The organism is Vreelandella zhaodongensis (genome assembly GCF_013415115.1).
GTDB lineage: Bacteria > Pseudomonadota > Gammaproteobacteria > Pseudomonadales > Halomonadaceae > Vreelandella > Vreelandella zhaodongensis.
Genome location: NZ_JACCDD010000001.1, coordinates 586,096 through 602,432, shown reverse-complemented (window position 1 = coordinate 602,432; position 16,337 = coordinate 586,096). Strand labels below are relative to the sequence as shown.

At 51.2% G+C, this 16,337-nt stretch carries 16 protein-coding genes; 10 read left to right on the top strand and 6 right to left on the bottom strand.

The window, feature by feature from the left end; genetic code table 11:
* Positions 1 to 25: 25 nt before the first annotated feature.
* Entirely contained in the window at positions 26 to 466 is a 441-nt protein-coding gene (gene hybE, locus HZS79_RS02655) for a [NiFe]-hydrogenase assembly chaperone HybE (protein WP_162217390.1), read from the bottom strand.
* A 143-nt stretch (positions 467 to 609) separates the two neighbouring features.
* Here hybE and HZS79_RS02650 point away from each other — a divergent pair, with 143 nt between their 5' ends.
* Positions 610 to 873, top strand: coding sequence for a GrxA family glutaredoxin (locus tag HZS79_RS02650; protein ID WP_179926970.1), 264 nt, complete (start codon positions 610 to 612; stop codon positions 871 to 873).
* Positions 874 to 983: 110 nt separating this feature from the next.
* The gene (locus tag HZS79_RS02645) at positions 984 to 1,751 is read left to right on the top strand and encodes a VOC family protein (RefSeq protein ID WP_162217392.1); all 768 of its coding nucleotides are present in this window, start codon (positions 984 to 986) and stop codon (positions 1,749 to 1,751) included.
* Positions 1,752 to 1,776: 25 nt separating this feature from the next.
* Here the strand turns inward: HZS79_RS02645 and HZS79_RS02640 are convergent, their stop codons facing one another.
* On the bottom strand, positions 1,777 to 2,442 hold the full coding sequence (locus tag HZS79_RS02640; RefSeq protein ID WP_162217393.1) for a CoA transferase subunit B: 666 nt from the start codon (positions 2,440 to 2,442) through the stop codon (positions 1,777 to 1,779).
* A gap of 50 nt (positions 2,443 to 2,492) precedes the next feature.
* The gene (locus HZS79_RS02635) at positions 2,493 to 3,191 is read right to left on the bottom strand and encodes a CoA transferase subunit A (protein ID WP_162217394.1); all 699 of its coding nucleotides are present in this window, start codon (positions 3,189 to 3,191) and stop codon (positions 2,493 to 2,495) included.
* 149 nt (positions 3,192 to 3,340) lie between these two features.
* Here HZS79_RS02635 and HZS79_RS02630 point away from each other — a divergent pair, with 149 nt between their 5' ends.
* From HZS79_RS02630 to HZS79_RS02620, 3 genes are all read left to right on the top strand, one after another.
* Positions 3,341 to 4,234: a LysR family transcriptional regulator gene (locus HZS79_RS02630; RefSeq protein WP_179926969.1), complete on the top strand. Its 894-nt coding sequence runs from the start codon at positions 3,341 to 3,343 to the stop codon at positions 4,232 to 4,234.
* 129 nt (positions 4,235 to 4,363) lie between these two features.
* Complete coding sequence (gene yihG, locus HZS79_RS02625) at positions 4,364 to 5,245, top strand: 1-acylglycerol-3-phosphate O-acyltransferase, YihG family (protein ID WP_179926968.1); 882 nt, start codon at positions 4,364 to 4,366, stop codon at positions 5,243 to 5,245.
* A 122-nt stretch (positions 5,246 to 5,367) separates the two neighbouring features.
* Complete coding sequence (locus tag HZS79_RS02620; RefSeq protein WP_162217453.1) at positions 5,368 to 6,138, top strand: LysM peptidoglycan-binding domain-containing protein; 771 nt, start codon at positions 5,368 to 5,370, stop codon at positions 6,136 to 6,138.
* Between the two features lie 51 nt (positions 6,139 to 6,189).
* Here the strand turns inward: HZS79_RS02620 and gcvT are convergent, their stop codons facing one another.
* Both gcvT and HZS79_RS02610 read right to left on the bottom strand, forming a co-directional pair.
* Positions 6,190 to 7,302 carry a glycine cleavage system aminomethyltransferase GcvT gene (gene gcvT / locus HZS79_RS02615; RefSeq protein ID WP_179926967.1) on the bottom strand — a complete coding sequence of 371 codons (1,113 nt, stop codon included), beginning with the start codon at positions 7,300 to 7,302 and terminating at the stop codon, positions 6,190 to 6,192.
* 93 nt (positions 7,303 to 7,395) lie between these two features.
* A complete protein-coding gene (locus tag HZS79_RS02610) occupies positions 7,396 to 8,811 on the bottom strand; it encodes an amino acid carrier protein (RefSeq protein ID WP_162217398.1) in 1,416 nt (471 codons plus the stop codon).
* Positions 8,812 to 9,264: 453 nt separating this feature from the next.
* Here HZS79_RS02610 and gcvH point away from each other — a divergent pair, with 453 nt between their 5' ends.
* Positions 9,265 to 9,654: a glycine cleavage system protein GcvH gene (gene gcvH, locus HZS79_RS02605; RefSeq protein WP_009724484.1), complete on the top strand. Its 390-nt coding sequence runs from the start codon at positions 9,265 to 9,267 to the stop codon at positions 9,652 to 9,654.
* Positions 9,655 to 9,732: 78 nt separating this feature from the next.
* Positions 9,733 to 12,627, top strand: a complete 2,895-nt coding sequence (gcvP, locus tag HZS79_RS02600; protein ID WP_179926966.1) for an aminomethyl-transferring glycine dehydrogenase — start codon at positions 9,733 to 9,735, stop codon at positions 12,625 to 12,627.
* A gap of 48 nt (positions 12,628 to 12,675) precedes the next feature.
* On the opposite strand, the gene HZS79_RS02595 is transcribed toward gcvP, so the two are convergent.
* The gene (locus HZS79_RS02595; protein ID WP_162217400.1) at positions 12,676 to 13,578 is read right to left on the bottom strand and encodes a LysR family transcriptional regulator; all 903 of its coding nucleotides are present in this window, start codon (positions 13,576 to 13,578) and stop codon (positions 12,676 to 12,678) included.
* A 160-nt stretch (positions 13,579 to 13,738) separates the two neighbouring features.
* Here HZS79_RS02595 and ppnN point away from each other — a divergent pair, with 160 nt between their 5' ends.
* The 3 genes from ppnN to HZS79_RS02580 all read left to right on the top strand — a co-directional run bounded on the left by ppnN (position 13,739) and on the right by HZS79_RS02580 (position 16,250).
* Entirely contained in the window at positions 13,739 to 15,121 is a 1,383-nt protein-coding gene (ppnN, locus tag HZS79_RS02590) for a nucleotide 5'-monophosphate nucleosidase PpnN (RefSeq protein ID WP_162217401.1), read from the top strand.
* A gap of 77 nt (positions 15,122 to 15,198) precedes the next feature.
* Positions 15,199 to 15,924, top strand: a complete 726-nt coding sequence (locus HZS79_RS02585) for a TSUP family transporter (protein WP_162217402.1) — start codon at positions 15,199 to 15,201, stop codon at positions 15,922 to 15,924.
* Positions 15,925 to 16,049: 125 nt separating this feature from the next.
* Entirely contained in the window at positions 16,050 to 16,250 is a 201-nt protein-coding gene (locus tag HZS79_RS02580; protein ID WP_162217403.1) for a hypothetical protein, read from the top strand.
* The last annotated feature ends 87 nt before the right edge of the window (positions 16,251 to 16,337 follow it).

The following is a 16,337-nucleotide window of genomic DNA, read 5'->3' as shown; positions in this document are numbered from 1 at the left end:
TATAGGTAAGCGATATTTTTTCTGCTTACTCGATCCCTTGAGTCTCATTAGACGCCATTATCTGCACCATCATACGCTGGGCCAGACGGGCAGCTTCCTGCATACTTTCCAAATCACTTAGGTCTTCGAGGATGAGACGTTTGTAAAGCTCACTACCGCCAATGAGTAGTTCGTAATTAAGTAAGTAGCGCCCTGAAGGCAGGTCAAGCGCCAGGGTATTGGCCAGAGGCTCGTTTAGGGAGACGTCGCTAGGCAAAGCGACCAACCACATAGCACAGGGCGTTATTAGCGCGCCCACCATGAGTGAAGCAGCTCCACCCTGCTCAACATGCTCAAAACAGAGCGCGTCGAAGCCAAGACGAGGATTGAAATAGCTAATACCCTTCATCGAACGCATATGCACGTCGCGATACTGCTTCGCCAGCTCAGTTAAATTTGCATACTCTTGAGCGGTGAGTGTTTGCATGAGTTCTCCTTACTTATCCAGTCTGCTCCATAATAAGGGTAAATAGGCCATGTAGCGTGGCACTATTGGCGAACGTCAGCATGTTACGCCACAATGGTCGACTCACCCCTGACAATCATGACTTGGCTAAAGGAGTATTTACGATGTTTGTGGTTATTTTTGGGCGCATGTCATGCCCTTTCTGTGTTCGTGCGAAACATCTCGCTGATCACTTAGAAAGTAGCGGAAAAATTGAAGGTTATCGCTATGTTGACATGCCCTCTGAGGGGGTCACCAAAGAGGATATCGCGAAGACAGCGGGCAAGCCGATCCATACTGTTCCGCAAGTATTTGTTGATCAACAACACATAGGCGGCTATACAGAGTTTGACCATTTCGTACGCGAAAGGCAGCTATTAGCCTCTTAGTTCAGGCGTTAAAATCGCCGTTTATCCCCGTTGAACGACCAGCTCTTCGCTTGCCTATACTAATAACACGCATTTCAAACAACGTTAGATTAGGCGGCGAGGGCATTCCTATGCAACGAGAGGAGTTTGTTCAACAACTCTGGCTGGACTACATACATACTCACCCAGACATAGGTGGGCTTAGATTATGGCCAATGGATACATCCGCCGAGTATCTGACCTTAGTCACCTTAAATTATGGGCCTTTTTCGGCTAGCACCTTAAGTGTCAATCTTGCCCACATGGGCTACCGATTAACAGGCCAATACGCGATGGCCGACAAAGGTATTTTAATCCACCTGTTAGCGCCTAGCGATGGCAGCAGTTGGTTAGTGTTAGCGGAGTTACAGCTTGGAACGCTACCCAAACTGCCTCGTGAAGCACTGACTCATCTAGTCTTACAAAGCCACCCTGAAGATTGCAAAGGACACAATTTGCTTTGCCGAGGGCGCCCTTGGCCGATGCCATCATGGACACTTTACACACAGCTACAGCAGGAACATCCCTTAGCTGCCTGGCTATCAGTAATGGGTCCAAGGCTGCATCATGCAGGCTTTAACTGCTTAGCCATCGGTGAAACTCTGGATACACTACATAGCCAACTTGAAGCATGTGGACTGCCTAGCTTCGAAGGACAGCAAAATGGCGTATTTACGGTATCATCGCTGCTTGAACATCGGTTTTACCCTGCCATGCCGCAAAAAATTGTCTTTGGTGAAGGCGACGAACATCGACTTTGTCTAGGCGGCTTAGCACTTGTGCAAAAACATATAGCGGATGATCACGAACGAATTGCTGAGGTACTACTCCCTTCACACACCCGCTGCGAGATGGCGTGAGCATGTCTGCTCACGCCAAACATGACTACTCGGCTTCGAAGGTCATTTCAGGAACGTGATCAGGTACGATCAACCTACCGGACGTTTTTTCAACAATTTCTTCAACACTGACGCCCGGCGCACGCTCTTTCAGGATAAACGCACCATCTTTGATCTCTAAATAAGCAAGATCGGTCAATACACGGTTAATGCAGCCAGCACCTGTCAGAGGTAACGTGCATTTTTCCAACAGCTTGGATTCACCGTGTTTCGATGCATGGGTCATGGTGCAGATAATATTTTCTGCGCCAGCGACCAGGTCCATGGCGCCGCCCATGCCCTTAATAAGTTTGCCTGGAACCATCCACGAAGCGATATTGCCCTCTTGATCCACTTCAAACGCACCCAACACGGTCAAATCCACATGACCGCCGCGAATCATGGCAAACGACTCCGCCGATGAAAAAATGGCTGCGCCCGGTCGAGCGGTCACCGTCTGTTTACCCGCATTAATCATATCGGCATCAACTTCTTCTTCTGTGGGAAAGCGCCCCATTCCCAACAGCCCATTTTCAGACTGCAGCATAACGTCAATGCCATCGGGAACGTAATTAGCCACCAAGGTGGGGATCCCAATACCTAAGTTGACGTAGAAGCCATCTTCAAGTTCACGCGCAACGCGCTGTGCCATTTGCTCACGAGTTAAAGCCATGGTGAATACCTCTTATATTGAGAAAATAATATCTAAACCAAAAAAAGCGATCAGCTGCGTACCGTGCGTTTCTCGATTCGCTTCTCGAATGAGCCCTGAATAATACGATCCACGTAAATGCCTGGCGTATGGATCTGGCTAGGCTCTAGTTCGCCTGGTTCAACAATCTCCTCAACTTCCACCACGGTAATTTTACCGGCGGTTGCTGCCATAGGATTAAAGTTTTGCGCTGTATGGCGATACATAACGTTGCCATAACGGTCAGCCTTCCAGCCTTTCACAATCGCAAAGTCACCCGTAATGGCTTCTTCTAAAATATAGTGGCGGCCGTTAAATTCACGAACTTCTTTCCCCTCACCGATGGGCGTGCCGTAACCTGTAGCGGTATAAAATGCAGGGATACCCGCGCCACCTGCGCGCATTTTCTCTGCTAGCGTACCTTGCGGCGTGAGAACAACTTCAATTTCGTCATTCAACATTTGCTGTTCAAACATTGCATTCTCACCCACATAAGAAGCAAGAATTTTACGAATCTGACGATCTTCGAGCAGTACCCCCAGACCAAAACCATCAACGCCACAGTTATTGGAAACGACCGTTAAATCTGTCACTGCTCGGCGTTTAATTTCAGCAATCAAATTTTCCGGAATACCACAGAGGCCAAAGCCGCCAGCAATAACGGTCATACCGCTTTCGATACCTTCCATTGCTTCCTCGTAGGAAGCTACACGCTTGTCGAATCCTGCCATTGTTATGCCTCGCATTATTATCGGTGGTACGTTGAACGCGTTGTCATGCGTGCGATCAGATCGGGTATTGCCAGTGTTGTACTAGATGATATATTTGTTAAGTTTGTTTTTCTTATCAATTTATATAAAAAAATTATTAAAGAGTCGCCATGACTGTGAAACAACTCCGTGCTTTTCTTGCCGTCGCTCAAACCCTTAGTTTTACCCAGGCCTGTGAGCGCTTGCACCTTTCACAACCAGCGCTCAGTTTGGCTATCAAGGGGCTTGAGGACTCGTTAGGCGGAAAACTGTTGATACGCAGCACTCGGAGCGTTCAGCTCACGCCTGAGGGTGAATCACTTTTACCACTGGCAAAACACTTGCTTGCTCAGTGGGACAATACCGAAGAGCGCCTGCGCCAGCGATTTACGTTGCAGCTTGGCCGTTTAAGCGTAGCAGCCATGCCCTCTTTTGCATGTAATTTACTGCCTGGAGTCTTAGTTACATTCCGCCGCCAGCACCCGAAAATCAATATCACTGTTCACGATGTCATCAACGAAGATGTCATCGACATGGTGCGTTCGCGACAAGTAGAAATCGGCATTGCGTTTTCACCAGAGGGAGCAGGTAGCTTAATATTCACCCCCCTTTTTGAAGATCAGTTTATTGCCGTTGTTCCGCCTCAGTCGTCGCTGACCCAGGCCAACACGCTTACATGGGAAACGTTACTACAACATGACTTCATTACCTTGCAACGTCCATCCATGGTGCGAAGACTGCTGGAGCAGGAGCTTGCTAAGCAACATATTGAGTTGCCCGTAGCATTTGAGAGCCACCAGCTGTCGACGGTTGGTCGAATGGTAGCGGACGGGTTAGGTGTCAGCGCAGTTCCCTCCATGTGCATTCAGCAAATGCACCAGCTCGGCGCTCGCTGCATTCCTTTAACCGCACCTAGCATTACATGTCGGGTTGGAATTCTGACGCAGCAAGAGCTGTCCGTCGCCGCTCAGGCGCTGCGCTCAGTACTAATTGAGCAGATCAAAACGCCTTTTTTAAACGCGTGAGCTGACCTACAAATAGCTGAAAAAGCGTGATATACAAGGCAGTAACAGCGCGAATTTGATGCATTTCGCTAGCGTTGCGGCACTGAAACGATACAATGTTGCCTGACGATTTGTATAAGGAAGTCGGGTATGTCTACTGCCAAAGGAATTGTCAGTCTCCTGTTGCTGACGCTTACAACGCTTTTCTGGGGCGTGCCGCTTATCTTGTTAACATTATTAAAAGTTATCACCCCAGGGCACCGTCCAAAGCAGTGGATATTAAAGGGCCTATGTAGTGTTGCGCTCAACTGGGTTGGGGCCAACTTATGGTGGATGCGACGCTGGCTAAAACCAGAAGTCTCTATCACTACACCCGCGTCGCTCAGCCCACAACAGTGGTGGTTAGTTATTTCAAACCACCGTAGTTGGACAGATATTTTCATTCTATTTATGGCTTTGCATCGCCGCATACCTATGCCGCGTTTTTTTCTGAAACAACAATTAATTTGGATTCCTATCGTCGGATTGGCATTCTGGGCATTAGAATTCCCTTTTATGCGTCGTTTCAGCCGCGAACAGATTGCCCAAAATCCAAAGCTTGCTAGCGTTGACCGCGCAGCAACGGAGCGGATTTGTCGCCAAGCTCGTAATGCCCCCATCGCTATTTTTAACTTTGTCGAAGGGACCCGATTTACCGTCGCCAAAAGGGAAATGCAACATAGTCCTTTTCAGCATCTGCTTAAGCCCAAAGCCGGCGGCGTGTCACAGGTATTGAGCCTGCTAGGCGATAAATTAGATGGTATTCTAGACGTGACGATCAGTTACCAAAATCCATCACCGACTTTTTGGGGCTTCCTGTGTGGGAAAGAGGCCCCCATTACTCTTGAAGCAAGGCAGCTCGCCATTCCACAGTGGATGAACGAAGCCAACTATCACGAAGAACAGCAGCACAAGGAACGTTTCCACGCATGGATCAATTCACTCTGGCACGAAAAAGACGCCTTGCTGGCCAAGCGAACCGATCACGACTAGTCCACTGGCTGGTGATTTGCTTGTTTTCCAGCCTGTTAGCTGGTTGTGCTGGTTCACCCTCTTCTAGCAGCCAGCAAGAACCTTCTGACAGCAGTAGTGTTGAGCAGATAAACGGCGAATGGATAGAAGTGCAGCGCGGCGATACATTAGGCCAGCTCGCTAACCGCGCCAATGTGCCCCTGGAACGTCTTGAACGATTCAATCCCAGTGTTAATGCCCAGCGCTTGAATGCCGGGCAGCGTTTACTTATACCCACGCAACAAGAACGGGCTCCCTCTGGAGGCCCTTATCGTTACCAGATTCGGCCAGGCGATACCTATTCGAGTATTGCCCGCCACTTTGGCACCACCACTGGGCGGATCCAAAGCGCCAACCCAGGCACATCTCCTACCGCCCTAAGGGTAGGTCAAATCGTCAGCGTTCCTCTAAGTGGCAGTGGCGCACCTAGCCGCCCCTCTGGCAGCAGTAGCTCCAGCGCATCCGCTCCCTCCTCCACTCCCAGCGCCAGCTTACCGGCATCGGCACGCCGTTGGCCTTGGCCACTGGAAGATTATCGTATCGTGCGCCGTTTTGGTGCCGATAGCCGTGGCACATTACAGCCTATGCTGTTAGCTACCCAGGCAGGTGCCAAAGCTAAGGCAGTCGCCCCAGGCGAAGTGCGTTTTGCAGATGGCATGCGCCAGCTTGGCCAGGTGGTGATCGTTCATCACGCAGACAACTTACAGACAGTTTATGCATTTTGTGAGCGCATCCTGGTTAGCGTTGGCCAACAGGTCAGTAGCGGCGATGCCCTCTGTGATGTCGGCCAAAGCAGCGCCACTCAGCGTTATGATCTTCTTTTTGACTTGCGCCAAGGCGGCAAACCCATCGACCCGCGGCAGGTATTGCGATAGCAAAAAAGCCCCTGATATCAGGGGCTTTTTTCCACAATTACACGATGGTTACTAACCGCGATAGTAACCAGGCTTAACAAACGGTGTGGCTGTCACCACCATTGGCAATTGCTTACCACGCACTAACGCATAAACGGTTGTCCCTAGGGCTTCCCATTCACGGCCAACATAGCCCATGGCAATCGGCTTACCCACACTAGGTCCAAAGCCGCCCGATGTTACCTCGCCAATTTGATTACCCTCTGAGTCGACTAAAGCTGCTCCCTCTCTCACCGGCGCACGCCCATCGGCCACCAAGCCTACCCGTTTGCGGGTATGATCTTTCGCCTGCACCTGATGCAGAATAATATCCGCCCCGGGGAATCCTGCAGGGCGCTCACCGCCACGACGACGCGGTTTAGCAATTGCCCAGATAAGCCCTGCTTCAACAGGCGTAGTGGTAAGATCCATGTCATGCCCATAAAGACATAGCCCAGCCTCTAGGCGAAGTGAGTCACGAGCCCCTAGGCCAATGGCTTCAACTTCAGGTTCTGCCAGCAATTGCTCCGCGAGTGCCTGACAGGCATCAGCAGCAACCGATATTTCAAAGCCATCCTCACCGGTGTAGCCGCTACGACTGATCCACACTTCCTGTTCACCTATCGTGAAACGGCCATGCTGCATAAACGTGAGCTCACACGCTTGTGGACACAGGCGTTGCATAACATCGCGTGCTTGTGGCCCCTGCAAGGCCAGTAGCCCACGGTCTAGTACGTCGATTTGATGAGTAGCGCCCAGGTTGGTACGTAAATGAGCAATATCTTGCTGTTTACAGGCCGCATTAATGACCAGGTAGAAGTGGTCACCTGCGTTCACCACCATCAAGTCGTCAATAATACAGCCGTCGGTACTGGTCAACAGGCCATAGCGTTGCTCACCTTTGCCTAAGCCTACTAAATCTGCTGGGATTAGTGACTCAAGCGCCTCAGAGACATTGTCACCAGAAACCACGATCTGGCCCATATGAGACACATCAAACAAACCACATTGCTGACGCGTATGCTCATGCTCTTTTTTGACACCCAATGGGTACTGAACGGGCATGTCATAACCCGCAAAAGGCACCATTTTTGCGCCCAGTGAAAGGTGCAGTGCATGAAGCGGCGTCTGTTTAAGATTTGTCATGGGATTTCCTCAGTCGAGAAAGAGAAACGGGAAGCCATGACTGGCTTCCCGGCTCTATAACGTCTTGTAGGCCCATATTACTCTGAACAGGGCTTACTTATCATGATCAAGTGCTTCACCTGGCAGAACTTCCTTGCCTGCGAAGTAATCTCGCGTGAGCTTAAACACCACTGGCGACAGCAGTGCCAGTGCAATCAGGTTCGGTATCGCCATCATGGCATTAAAGGTATCAGCCATCAGCCAAATAAAACCGAGTTGAGCAATTGCACCAAGTGGAATAGCTAATACGAACAGAATGCGATAAAGCATAATCGAACGCGTACCAAACAGGAACTGGCAGCACTTCTCGCCATAGAAAGACCAGCCCAGAATAGTGGTAAATGCGAACACCGCCAGAGCAATCGCAACAATCTGGTTACCATATCCAGGCAGTGCGGCGTCAAAAGAGAGAGCTGTGAGTGACGCCCCCGCCTCCCCATCAATCCACACCGTTGAGGTAAGAATTACCAACGCCGTAATCGTACAAACGATAATGGTGTCGATAAACGTACCCAGCATGGCGATCAGGCCTTGGCGTACTGGGTTTTTAGTCTTTGCAGCTGCGTGTGCAATCGGCGCGCTGCCCAACCCAGCTTCGTTTGAGAAGATACCCCGCGCAACACCAAAGCGGATAGCTGCCATAACAGCAGCACCCGCAAAACCACCCGCCGCCGCAATCGGGTTAAAGGCATAGTAGAAAATCAGCCCGAATGCGTCACCAATTTGATTGGCATTAACGACCAGTACTGCCACCCCAGCAATCACATACGCGATCCCCATGACTGGCACCAGCTTACCGGCGACTTTAGCGATCCGTTTGATGCCGCCCAAAATAACCGCGCCAGCGAGCACCATAATAATAATGCCGGTTAACCAGTGAGGCACCCCAAAGGTCGCATCCATGGCGTCGGCTACCGAGTTTGACTGTACGGTATTACCAATACCAAATGCTGCTACGGCCCCGAAAAACGAGAACATACCGCCGAGCCACAGCCATTTTTTACCCAGACCATTTTTGATATAAAACATCGGACCACCGATGTGGTGACCGGTGCTATCTGTTTCACGGTAACGTACAGCCAATACCGCTTCAGCAAACTTAGTCGCCATGCCAACCAAGGCGGTAATCCACATCCAAAACACCGCACCAGGCCCGCCAAGCGCGATAGCCGTGGCGACACCGGCAATATTGCCTGTACCAATTGTGGCTGAAAGTGCTGTCATTAGCGCATTAAAAGGAGATATCTCTCCATCTGCGCTAGCTTTAGCAGGCGCTTTATCAACGTCAGTCTTGCTAGGCTTGGGGTCACGCCCTTGCCACAATAGTTTGAAACCCACACCGAGCTTTCTAATCGGCATCAACTTCAAACCAATCTGCAAATAAAGCCCCACACCTAACAATAAGATCAGCATCAACGGTCCCCAGACGACACCGTTAATTGCCCCTAGAAGGCTTGTTAAAGTTTCCACTCGATTCTCCTTACCCTGTTAATTAGCTCATTTATTATGGGTGCTGGGCAGTCAGGCTGCCTTGGTGACGCAACGACTCCGCCTATCACCAAGCGCTTCAGACAATAACGCGTCTTACGCTACGAATAAACGCATGATTTGCATGTTTTACACCATTTTCCCAGTACGCTTCCATTGTAATATCGACCTTTGACAGATAAACCGACTTTTTTTGAAATTCCCCCACTGTTTTATCCATAGGATTTATCAAATGGGCCCACTCACTGTAAAGCGCCACGAAACCTGTCGGCTTTATTTCATCGCTTTGATGCGTTCAGGAAATTTGTTTCCGATCAGAAACACGGTACCATAGGCATGTTATTGCCTGACGCTGAGCTGGCCAACTGTCGCCAAGACGAACGACAGGCGTTAGTATGCTCCTGTCCAGACATCTGTTTCATATAGGGAATCATCATGAGCAATCTTCCTGCCAATCTTCGTTATGCCGAAAGTCACGAATGGGTACTTGATCACCAAGACGGCACCGTCACGATCGGTATTACTGACCATGCCCAAGAAGCGTTGGGCGACGTTGTTTTCGTTGAACTGCCTGAGGTGGGCCAAGCACTCAACAAGGGGCAAGAATTCGGCGTCATCGAATCCGTTAAAGCTGCCTCTGACCTTTACTCGCCGGTTAATGGTGAAGTCATTGAAGTGAATGAAGCGCTCGAAGATTCACCCGAAACCGTTAACGAAGCCCCCTATGAAGGCGGTTGGATCATGAAGGTCCGCCTGACGGACACCGCCCTTGAAGGATTGCTAGACGCAGACGCCTACCAGGCCACCCTCAGTTCAGACGATTAATTAGCCGGAAAGCCTGCGCCCTGCAGGCTTTCTAGTTTTGCCGCTGCACGGTTTTCTCATCACGCTCGGAACCTTCCCATGTCATTTGAAACACGCCGTTTGGCCGAACTGGCCGACCACGATGCTTTTATCAAACGCCATAATGGGCCTAGCCCCACCGATGTCGACACCATGTTAAAAGCGCTCAATATGCAACACATGGAAGACCTTATTGAGCAAACCGTGCCAAGCGACATTCGCCTTGGCCGTGAGTTAGCCCTGGATGAACCACGCAGTGAAGCAGAAGCGTTAGACTATTTGAGCCAGCTGGCGCGTCAAAATCGCGTGGCTAAAAGCTACATCGGGCAAGGCTACTACGGCACCCACATGCCTGCGGTGATACAGCGCAATGTGCTGGAAAACCCTGGCTGGTACACCGCCTATACCCCATACCAACCAGAAATATCCCAAGGCCGCTTAGAGGGCCTGCTTAACTTTCAGCAAGTCATTATGGATTTAACCGGCATGGAGCTTGCCAATGCTTCGTTGCTGGACGAAGCAACCGCTGCTGCCGAGGCGATGGCACTGTGCAAACGCAGTAACAAGAAGAGTAAATCAAACGCCTTCTTTGTTGCTGATGATATATTCCCGCAGACGCTAGACGTCATCAAAACCCGTGCTGAGTTCTTCGGGTTTGAACTCATCAGTGGTCCCGCTGAAACAGTGGCAGAGCACAATGTATTTGGTGCCCTGGTGCAATACCCTTCCGCCAGTGGCAGCATCACCGATATTTCGCCCCTCATCAGCGCGGCCAAAGAGCGCGGCATCATGACTTGTGTCGCCACGGACCTGTTGAGTTTGGTGCTGCTGAAAGAGCCAGGGGCAATGGGCGCTGACATCGTCGTCGGTAGCTCCCAGCGTTTTGGTGTCCCCATGGGCTTTGGTGGCCCACATGCTGCTTTCTTCGCCACATCTGACAAACTTAAGCGCTCGATTCCCGGTCGTATTATCGGCGTTTCTAAAGATAGCCGCGGAAACACCGCGCTACGCATGGCGATGCAAACCCGCGAGCAGCATATTCGCCGCGAGAAAGCGACCTCTAACATCTGTACCGCCCAGGCTTTGCTGGCAAATATTGCGGGCTTCTACGCCACCTACCACGGCGCAGAAGGTCTGCGTAAAATTGCTGGCCGCGTACACCGCCTCACCACTCTGTTAGCGGAAGGCCTTAAGCAAGCGGGCGTCACATTAGCCAACGACAGCTGGTTTGACACGCTGCGCCTTACACAAGTTGATGCCGGCAAGATTCATGGTCGCGCCATGACCCACGACATCAATCTGCACTACTTCGCCAATGGCGATGTCGGCATTAGCCTGGATGAAACCACCACCGCTCACGACGTTGCGGCACTGTTCGATGTCCTGTTAAGCGATGAGCACGGTTTATCGGTGGCAGTGCTAGATGAAAGAGTGACTTCCGAAAAAGTGACGGGCATTCCCGCCTTTTACCAGCGCGAAAGTAGCTTCTTGGAACACCCCACTTTTAAGCGCTACCGCAGTGAAACTGAGATGCTTCGTTACTTGAAACGTCTTGAAAACAAAGACCTTTCATTGGCTCATGCGATGATCCCACTGGGCTCGTGCACCATGAAGCTGAACGCTACCAGCGAAATGATTCCTGTCTCCTGGCCTGCGTTTGCGCACCTCCACCCGTTCGCTCCCCGCGATCAAGTCGCTGGTTATCATCAAATGATTGATGAACTGGCTGCCTTCTTAGTGGAAGTGACGGGGTACGATCATATCTCCATGCAGCCCAACTCGGGGGCTCAAGGCGAATATGCGGGCTTGTTAGCCATTCGTCGCTATCAGGCGGCCCAAGGGGAAGCCCATCGCAATGTGTGTTTGATCCCAAGCTCAGCCCACGGCACTAATCCTGCCTCTGCTGCGATGCTCAGCATGGAAGTGGTCGTGGTTGAGTGCGATGCCAATGGCAATATCGACCTGGATGATCTTACCCGCAAGGCCGAACAACACAGCGAACGGCTCTCTGCAGTCATGATCACTTATCCGTCGACCCATGGTGTTTTCGAGTCTCATGTCCGTAAGGTCTGTGAGGTAGTGCATCAACATGGCGGTCAGGTGTACGTCGACGGCGCCAATATGAACGCCCAGGTAGGCTTAACGCGTCCCGGGGATTTCGGCGGCGATGTTTCCCACCTTAACCTGCACAAAACATTCTGTATTCCCCACGGTGGTGGTGGCCCAGGCATGGGGCCGATTGGTGTCAAAGCACACCTAGCTCCCTATGTTTCCAACCATGTGGTCACACCTATCAATGGCGTGAACCCTGAAAGCGGAGCAGTATCCGCGGCGGCATTTGGCAGCGCGTCGATTCTACCCATCTCATGGGCCTACATTAAGATGATGGGCGCACGCGGCCTGCGTGAAGCGACTGAGCTGGCTATTCTGAACGCCAACTACATTGCCAAGCGATTAGAGAGCGCCTATCCCATTCTTTATCGTGGCCAGAATGGCAATGTGGCGCACGAGTGCATTATCGACATTCGCCCGCTCAAGAGCGCCTCCGGTATTAGTGAGGAAGATATCGCCAAACGCCTGATGGATTACGGCTTCCATGCGCCGACCATGTCGTTCCCTGTGCCAGGCACACTGATGATCGAGCCAACAGAGTCTGAATCGCTCTACGAAATTGACCGCTTCTGTGATGCCATGATCGCGATTCGTGAAGAGATTACTCGCGTCGAAAACGGCGAATGGCCACTGGAAAATAATCCATTAGTGAATGCCCCTCACACCCAGGCTGACCTTATGGATAGCGAATGGCAACGCCCCTACGATCGTAAGATTGGCGCCTTCCCCACAGACGCCGTTGCGGCATCAAAGTACTGGCCCGCCGTTAACCGGGTTGACAACGTCTTCGGTGATCGTCAGTTAATCTGCTCTTGCCCAAGCATTGACGAGTACCGTCACTAACGCTCAAGGCTAGGTTCTTAGCACACCCTTAAACGCCCTTGGCGCTCGTTACTCGGGCACCAAGGGTGTTTTTTCTTGCAAACGTTGCTGATGAAAACCATTGAGAATTTTTTCATAGCGCTTCGGCAAAACAGAGTCCCGCCGGCGGAGCAAATATAGCTCTTCGTTAATCGCCTGGGGCAATGCCAATGCTTTCACTTGCCGCTGCCAAGGAGAGGTTTCAAGCACCAGGCGGGACACCACCGTAAAGCCAAGACCTCGGGCGACAGCGTCCAGTACCATGCTCACTTCATTCGTAAACCCCTGGTGGCGAAAATGCGTCATTGAACGAAACTCGCCTGGGTAATTAGCCCGCAACAGTGCATTGGCATGGTTGATGCCATCGTAATAATTCAGAAAACCAATGGCCATTAGGTCTGTTAACGTACTACCCGCAAAATCCGCAGGCACCACCAAACATAGAGGTTCTTTATGCCACACCGTGCAGGTAAGGTCAGCGTGATTGACCTGCTCGGTCACAATGCCAATGTCGTAGCGCCCTTCGAGCAGGTCATTAACAATTTCGTGGTTAAAGGCGAAGCTATAGTTAACAGTGAGGTTAGGGTGCATCTGCTGCTGGCCGAGAATATAGGGATAAAACATCAGCCCAACGCTTCCCGGGGATGCAATCCGGCATTCACCGCTATCCAGTGAGTCATCGTCCAATCCGTGACGAAATTGCTCATGTTCGGCAAATAGTTTTAATGCGTAGTCGTAAGCACGTCGACCTGACTCCGTTAGCGTAAAGCTTCTGCCTTTTCTCTCAATCAGCGCCTTATCTAAATAACTTTCCAACTTGCGAATATGTTGACTTACACCAGGCTGTGTCATCTCTAGACGACGCGCGGTGCGCGTGAAGCTCCCCGTCTCCACCAGCGTTATAAACGTCCGAAAATACTGGGCATTAAACATAATAAAGCGCCATCTTTAGCAGCCACCGTGTGCACTTAACAAAGGGACAGGTTAGCACAATTCAACTCTGCAGCGGACGCACCACAACGGTGCTGGACGAGACTAACGGCCATGATAGTATGCAAGCTCGTTAATACTATGATTAGGGATAGCCACACTAATGATGCAACCCTCAACGCCACGAGCTACCATCTCCAGCATTATCTCTCCCGAAGGGAGCCTCGAAGTACTTTCACAGCATGAGGTTAACCGCTTAAAAAGCACGTCTAAGAGTGGGTTGCACGATCTGCTACGCCGCTGTGCTCTTGCAGTACTTAACTGCGGCAGTCCTACCGATGACAGCGTGGCCATTATGGAAGCCTACAAGGACTTCGATATTGAAGTCCTCCAACAAGATCGCGGCATCCGCCTCAAACTCACCAATGCGCCCGCTGAAGCCTTTGTAGATGGACGTATGATTCGGGGTATCCGCGAACATTTATCGTCAGTCCTTCGTGATATTGTTTATGTTTATAATGAAATTCAGCACCATAAACGGTTTGATCTGACCACGGGTGAAGGCACCACTAACGCGGTGTTTCATATCCTGCGCAAAGCGGGCACCTTAAAGCCTGGACGCGACCCCAGCTTGGTAGTCTGCTGGGGAGGGCACTCAATCTCCAGAGAGGAGTACGAGTACACCAAAGACGTCGGCTACCACCTTGGTCTTCGGGATTTAGACATCTGCACGGGCTGCGGCCCTGGCGCCATGAAAGGCCCCATGAAAGGCGCTAACGTGGCTCACGCCAAACAACGCCGCAGAGATGGCCGCTACTTAGGTATCTCTGAGCCCGGCATTATCGCAGCCGAAGCGCCTAACCCTATCGTTAACGAGCTGGTTGTCATGCCAGATATAGAAAAGCGGTTAGAGGCGTTCGTTCGTCTTGGACATGGCATTATCGTTTTTCCTGGTGGCGTAGGAACTGCGGAAGAAATTCTTTACCTACTGGGTATTCTGCTTCACCCAAGCAATCACGACATTCCCTTCCCGCTGGTATTTACAGGCCCCGCCAACTCTGCAGAGTACTTCCAGAAAATTGACGAATTCCTGGTCTATACACTTGGCGAGGATATCCGCCGCTACTACACCATCATTACCGGTGACCCAACGGCTGTCGCACGCAAAATGCGTGAAGAAATTGACGAGATCGCTGACTTTCGCCGCGCCCATCAGGACGCCTTCTATTACAACTGGCGTTTAACCATTGCCCGCGACTTCCAGGCGCCCTTCGAACCCACTCATGAGGCTATGCGCAATCTTGCGCTACATCGCCAGCAGCCCACCCATGAACTGGCAGCCAACTTACGTCGAGCTTTTTCCGGCATTGTGGCAGGTAACGTCAAAGAACCTGGCATTCGCGCCATTGAAGCCCATGGGCCTTTTGAGTTAACCGCCGAACCTGAACTCATGCAGCGCTTAGATGAGCTGTTAACCTCATTTGTCGCCCAAGGGCGCATGAAACTAGATGGGCAAGCTTACACCCCCTGTTATGTTTTGAGGTAATATTAAAATACGCTAATAAGCATCACACTTGTTGGATGTAGCCTTTGGGCTACATCCAGCACGCCAGGAACACAAACGTGATTATTGCTCTGTTAACACTACTCGCAGCCGGCATCGTCAAAGGTGCCATTGGCTCTGGCGTGCCGGTTATTGTGGTGCCCGTACTCACCATGCTCTATGACGTTAAGCTGGCAATTGCGGTGTTGATTGCACCCAACTTACTAAGCAACGCTCTACAAGTTTGGCAATACCGGCACCACCTATTGCCGCTACGTTTTCTAGCTGCCTTCTCTATTTCTGGCGGGCTGGGAATCATACTAGGCACATGGGGGCTAGTGGTGCTCTCGCCAACACTACTATCGCTTGGCGTGGCCGCGGCGATTGTGCTCTATTTGGCAGTTAAGCTGGCTAAACGCAAGGTGGCCCTGCCCTTCTCTACCGCTGAACGTATCGTACTACCTGTGGGGTTACTAGCAGGCGTGCTACAAGGTGCTGCTGGCATGTCAGCGCCCGCATCCGTCACTTTTCTCAACGCAATGCAGCTAGAGCGCCGAGTATTTATCGGCTCTATCTCTGTGTTTTTTGTCGCGATTACCTGCGTTCAAATACCCGCGCTGCTAAGTGCAGAAATACTAACGCTAGAACGGACGTTATATAGCGTGATAGCCCTGCTGATTATTCTTGCGGCCATGCCCATCGGCGCCCAGCTTGGTCAACGCTTGCCACATCGCTGGTTCGATAACCTCATCATGCTGCTGCTGGCGGGTATTGCCGTAAAAATCATTGTGGATGCTGTACGTTAATGCACTAACGCTTCACCGTTGGGCAGGCATGGCGACAAACCGCTACACTGATAGAGCAGCAGTAAGCCCTTGCCAAAGTGTGATCGGCAAGGCGGAGGCCACTCACCAAGGAAAGGATAAACACGATGGAAATGATTAATCAGCTTCAAGACGGAAAAACCAAAGCATTTGCCAAGCACTGCTTTGAACGCTACTCCCCAGAAGAGCTCAACGCCGCCTCAGAAGGCGCTCCAGATCAAGACGAAATGGCTCAATGGAAAATTACCGCGGGTCAATGGGAAGAAGCCGTTGCAACCGCACTTGCGGATCACAAAGCCCAGGGCTAAGTCACTAGCGCCAAGAACCCATAAATGAAAAGCGCCACCTACGGCCTAACTAGTCACCGTAGGTGGCGCTTACTTTTTGAGCTTAGT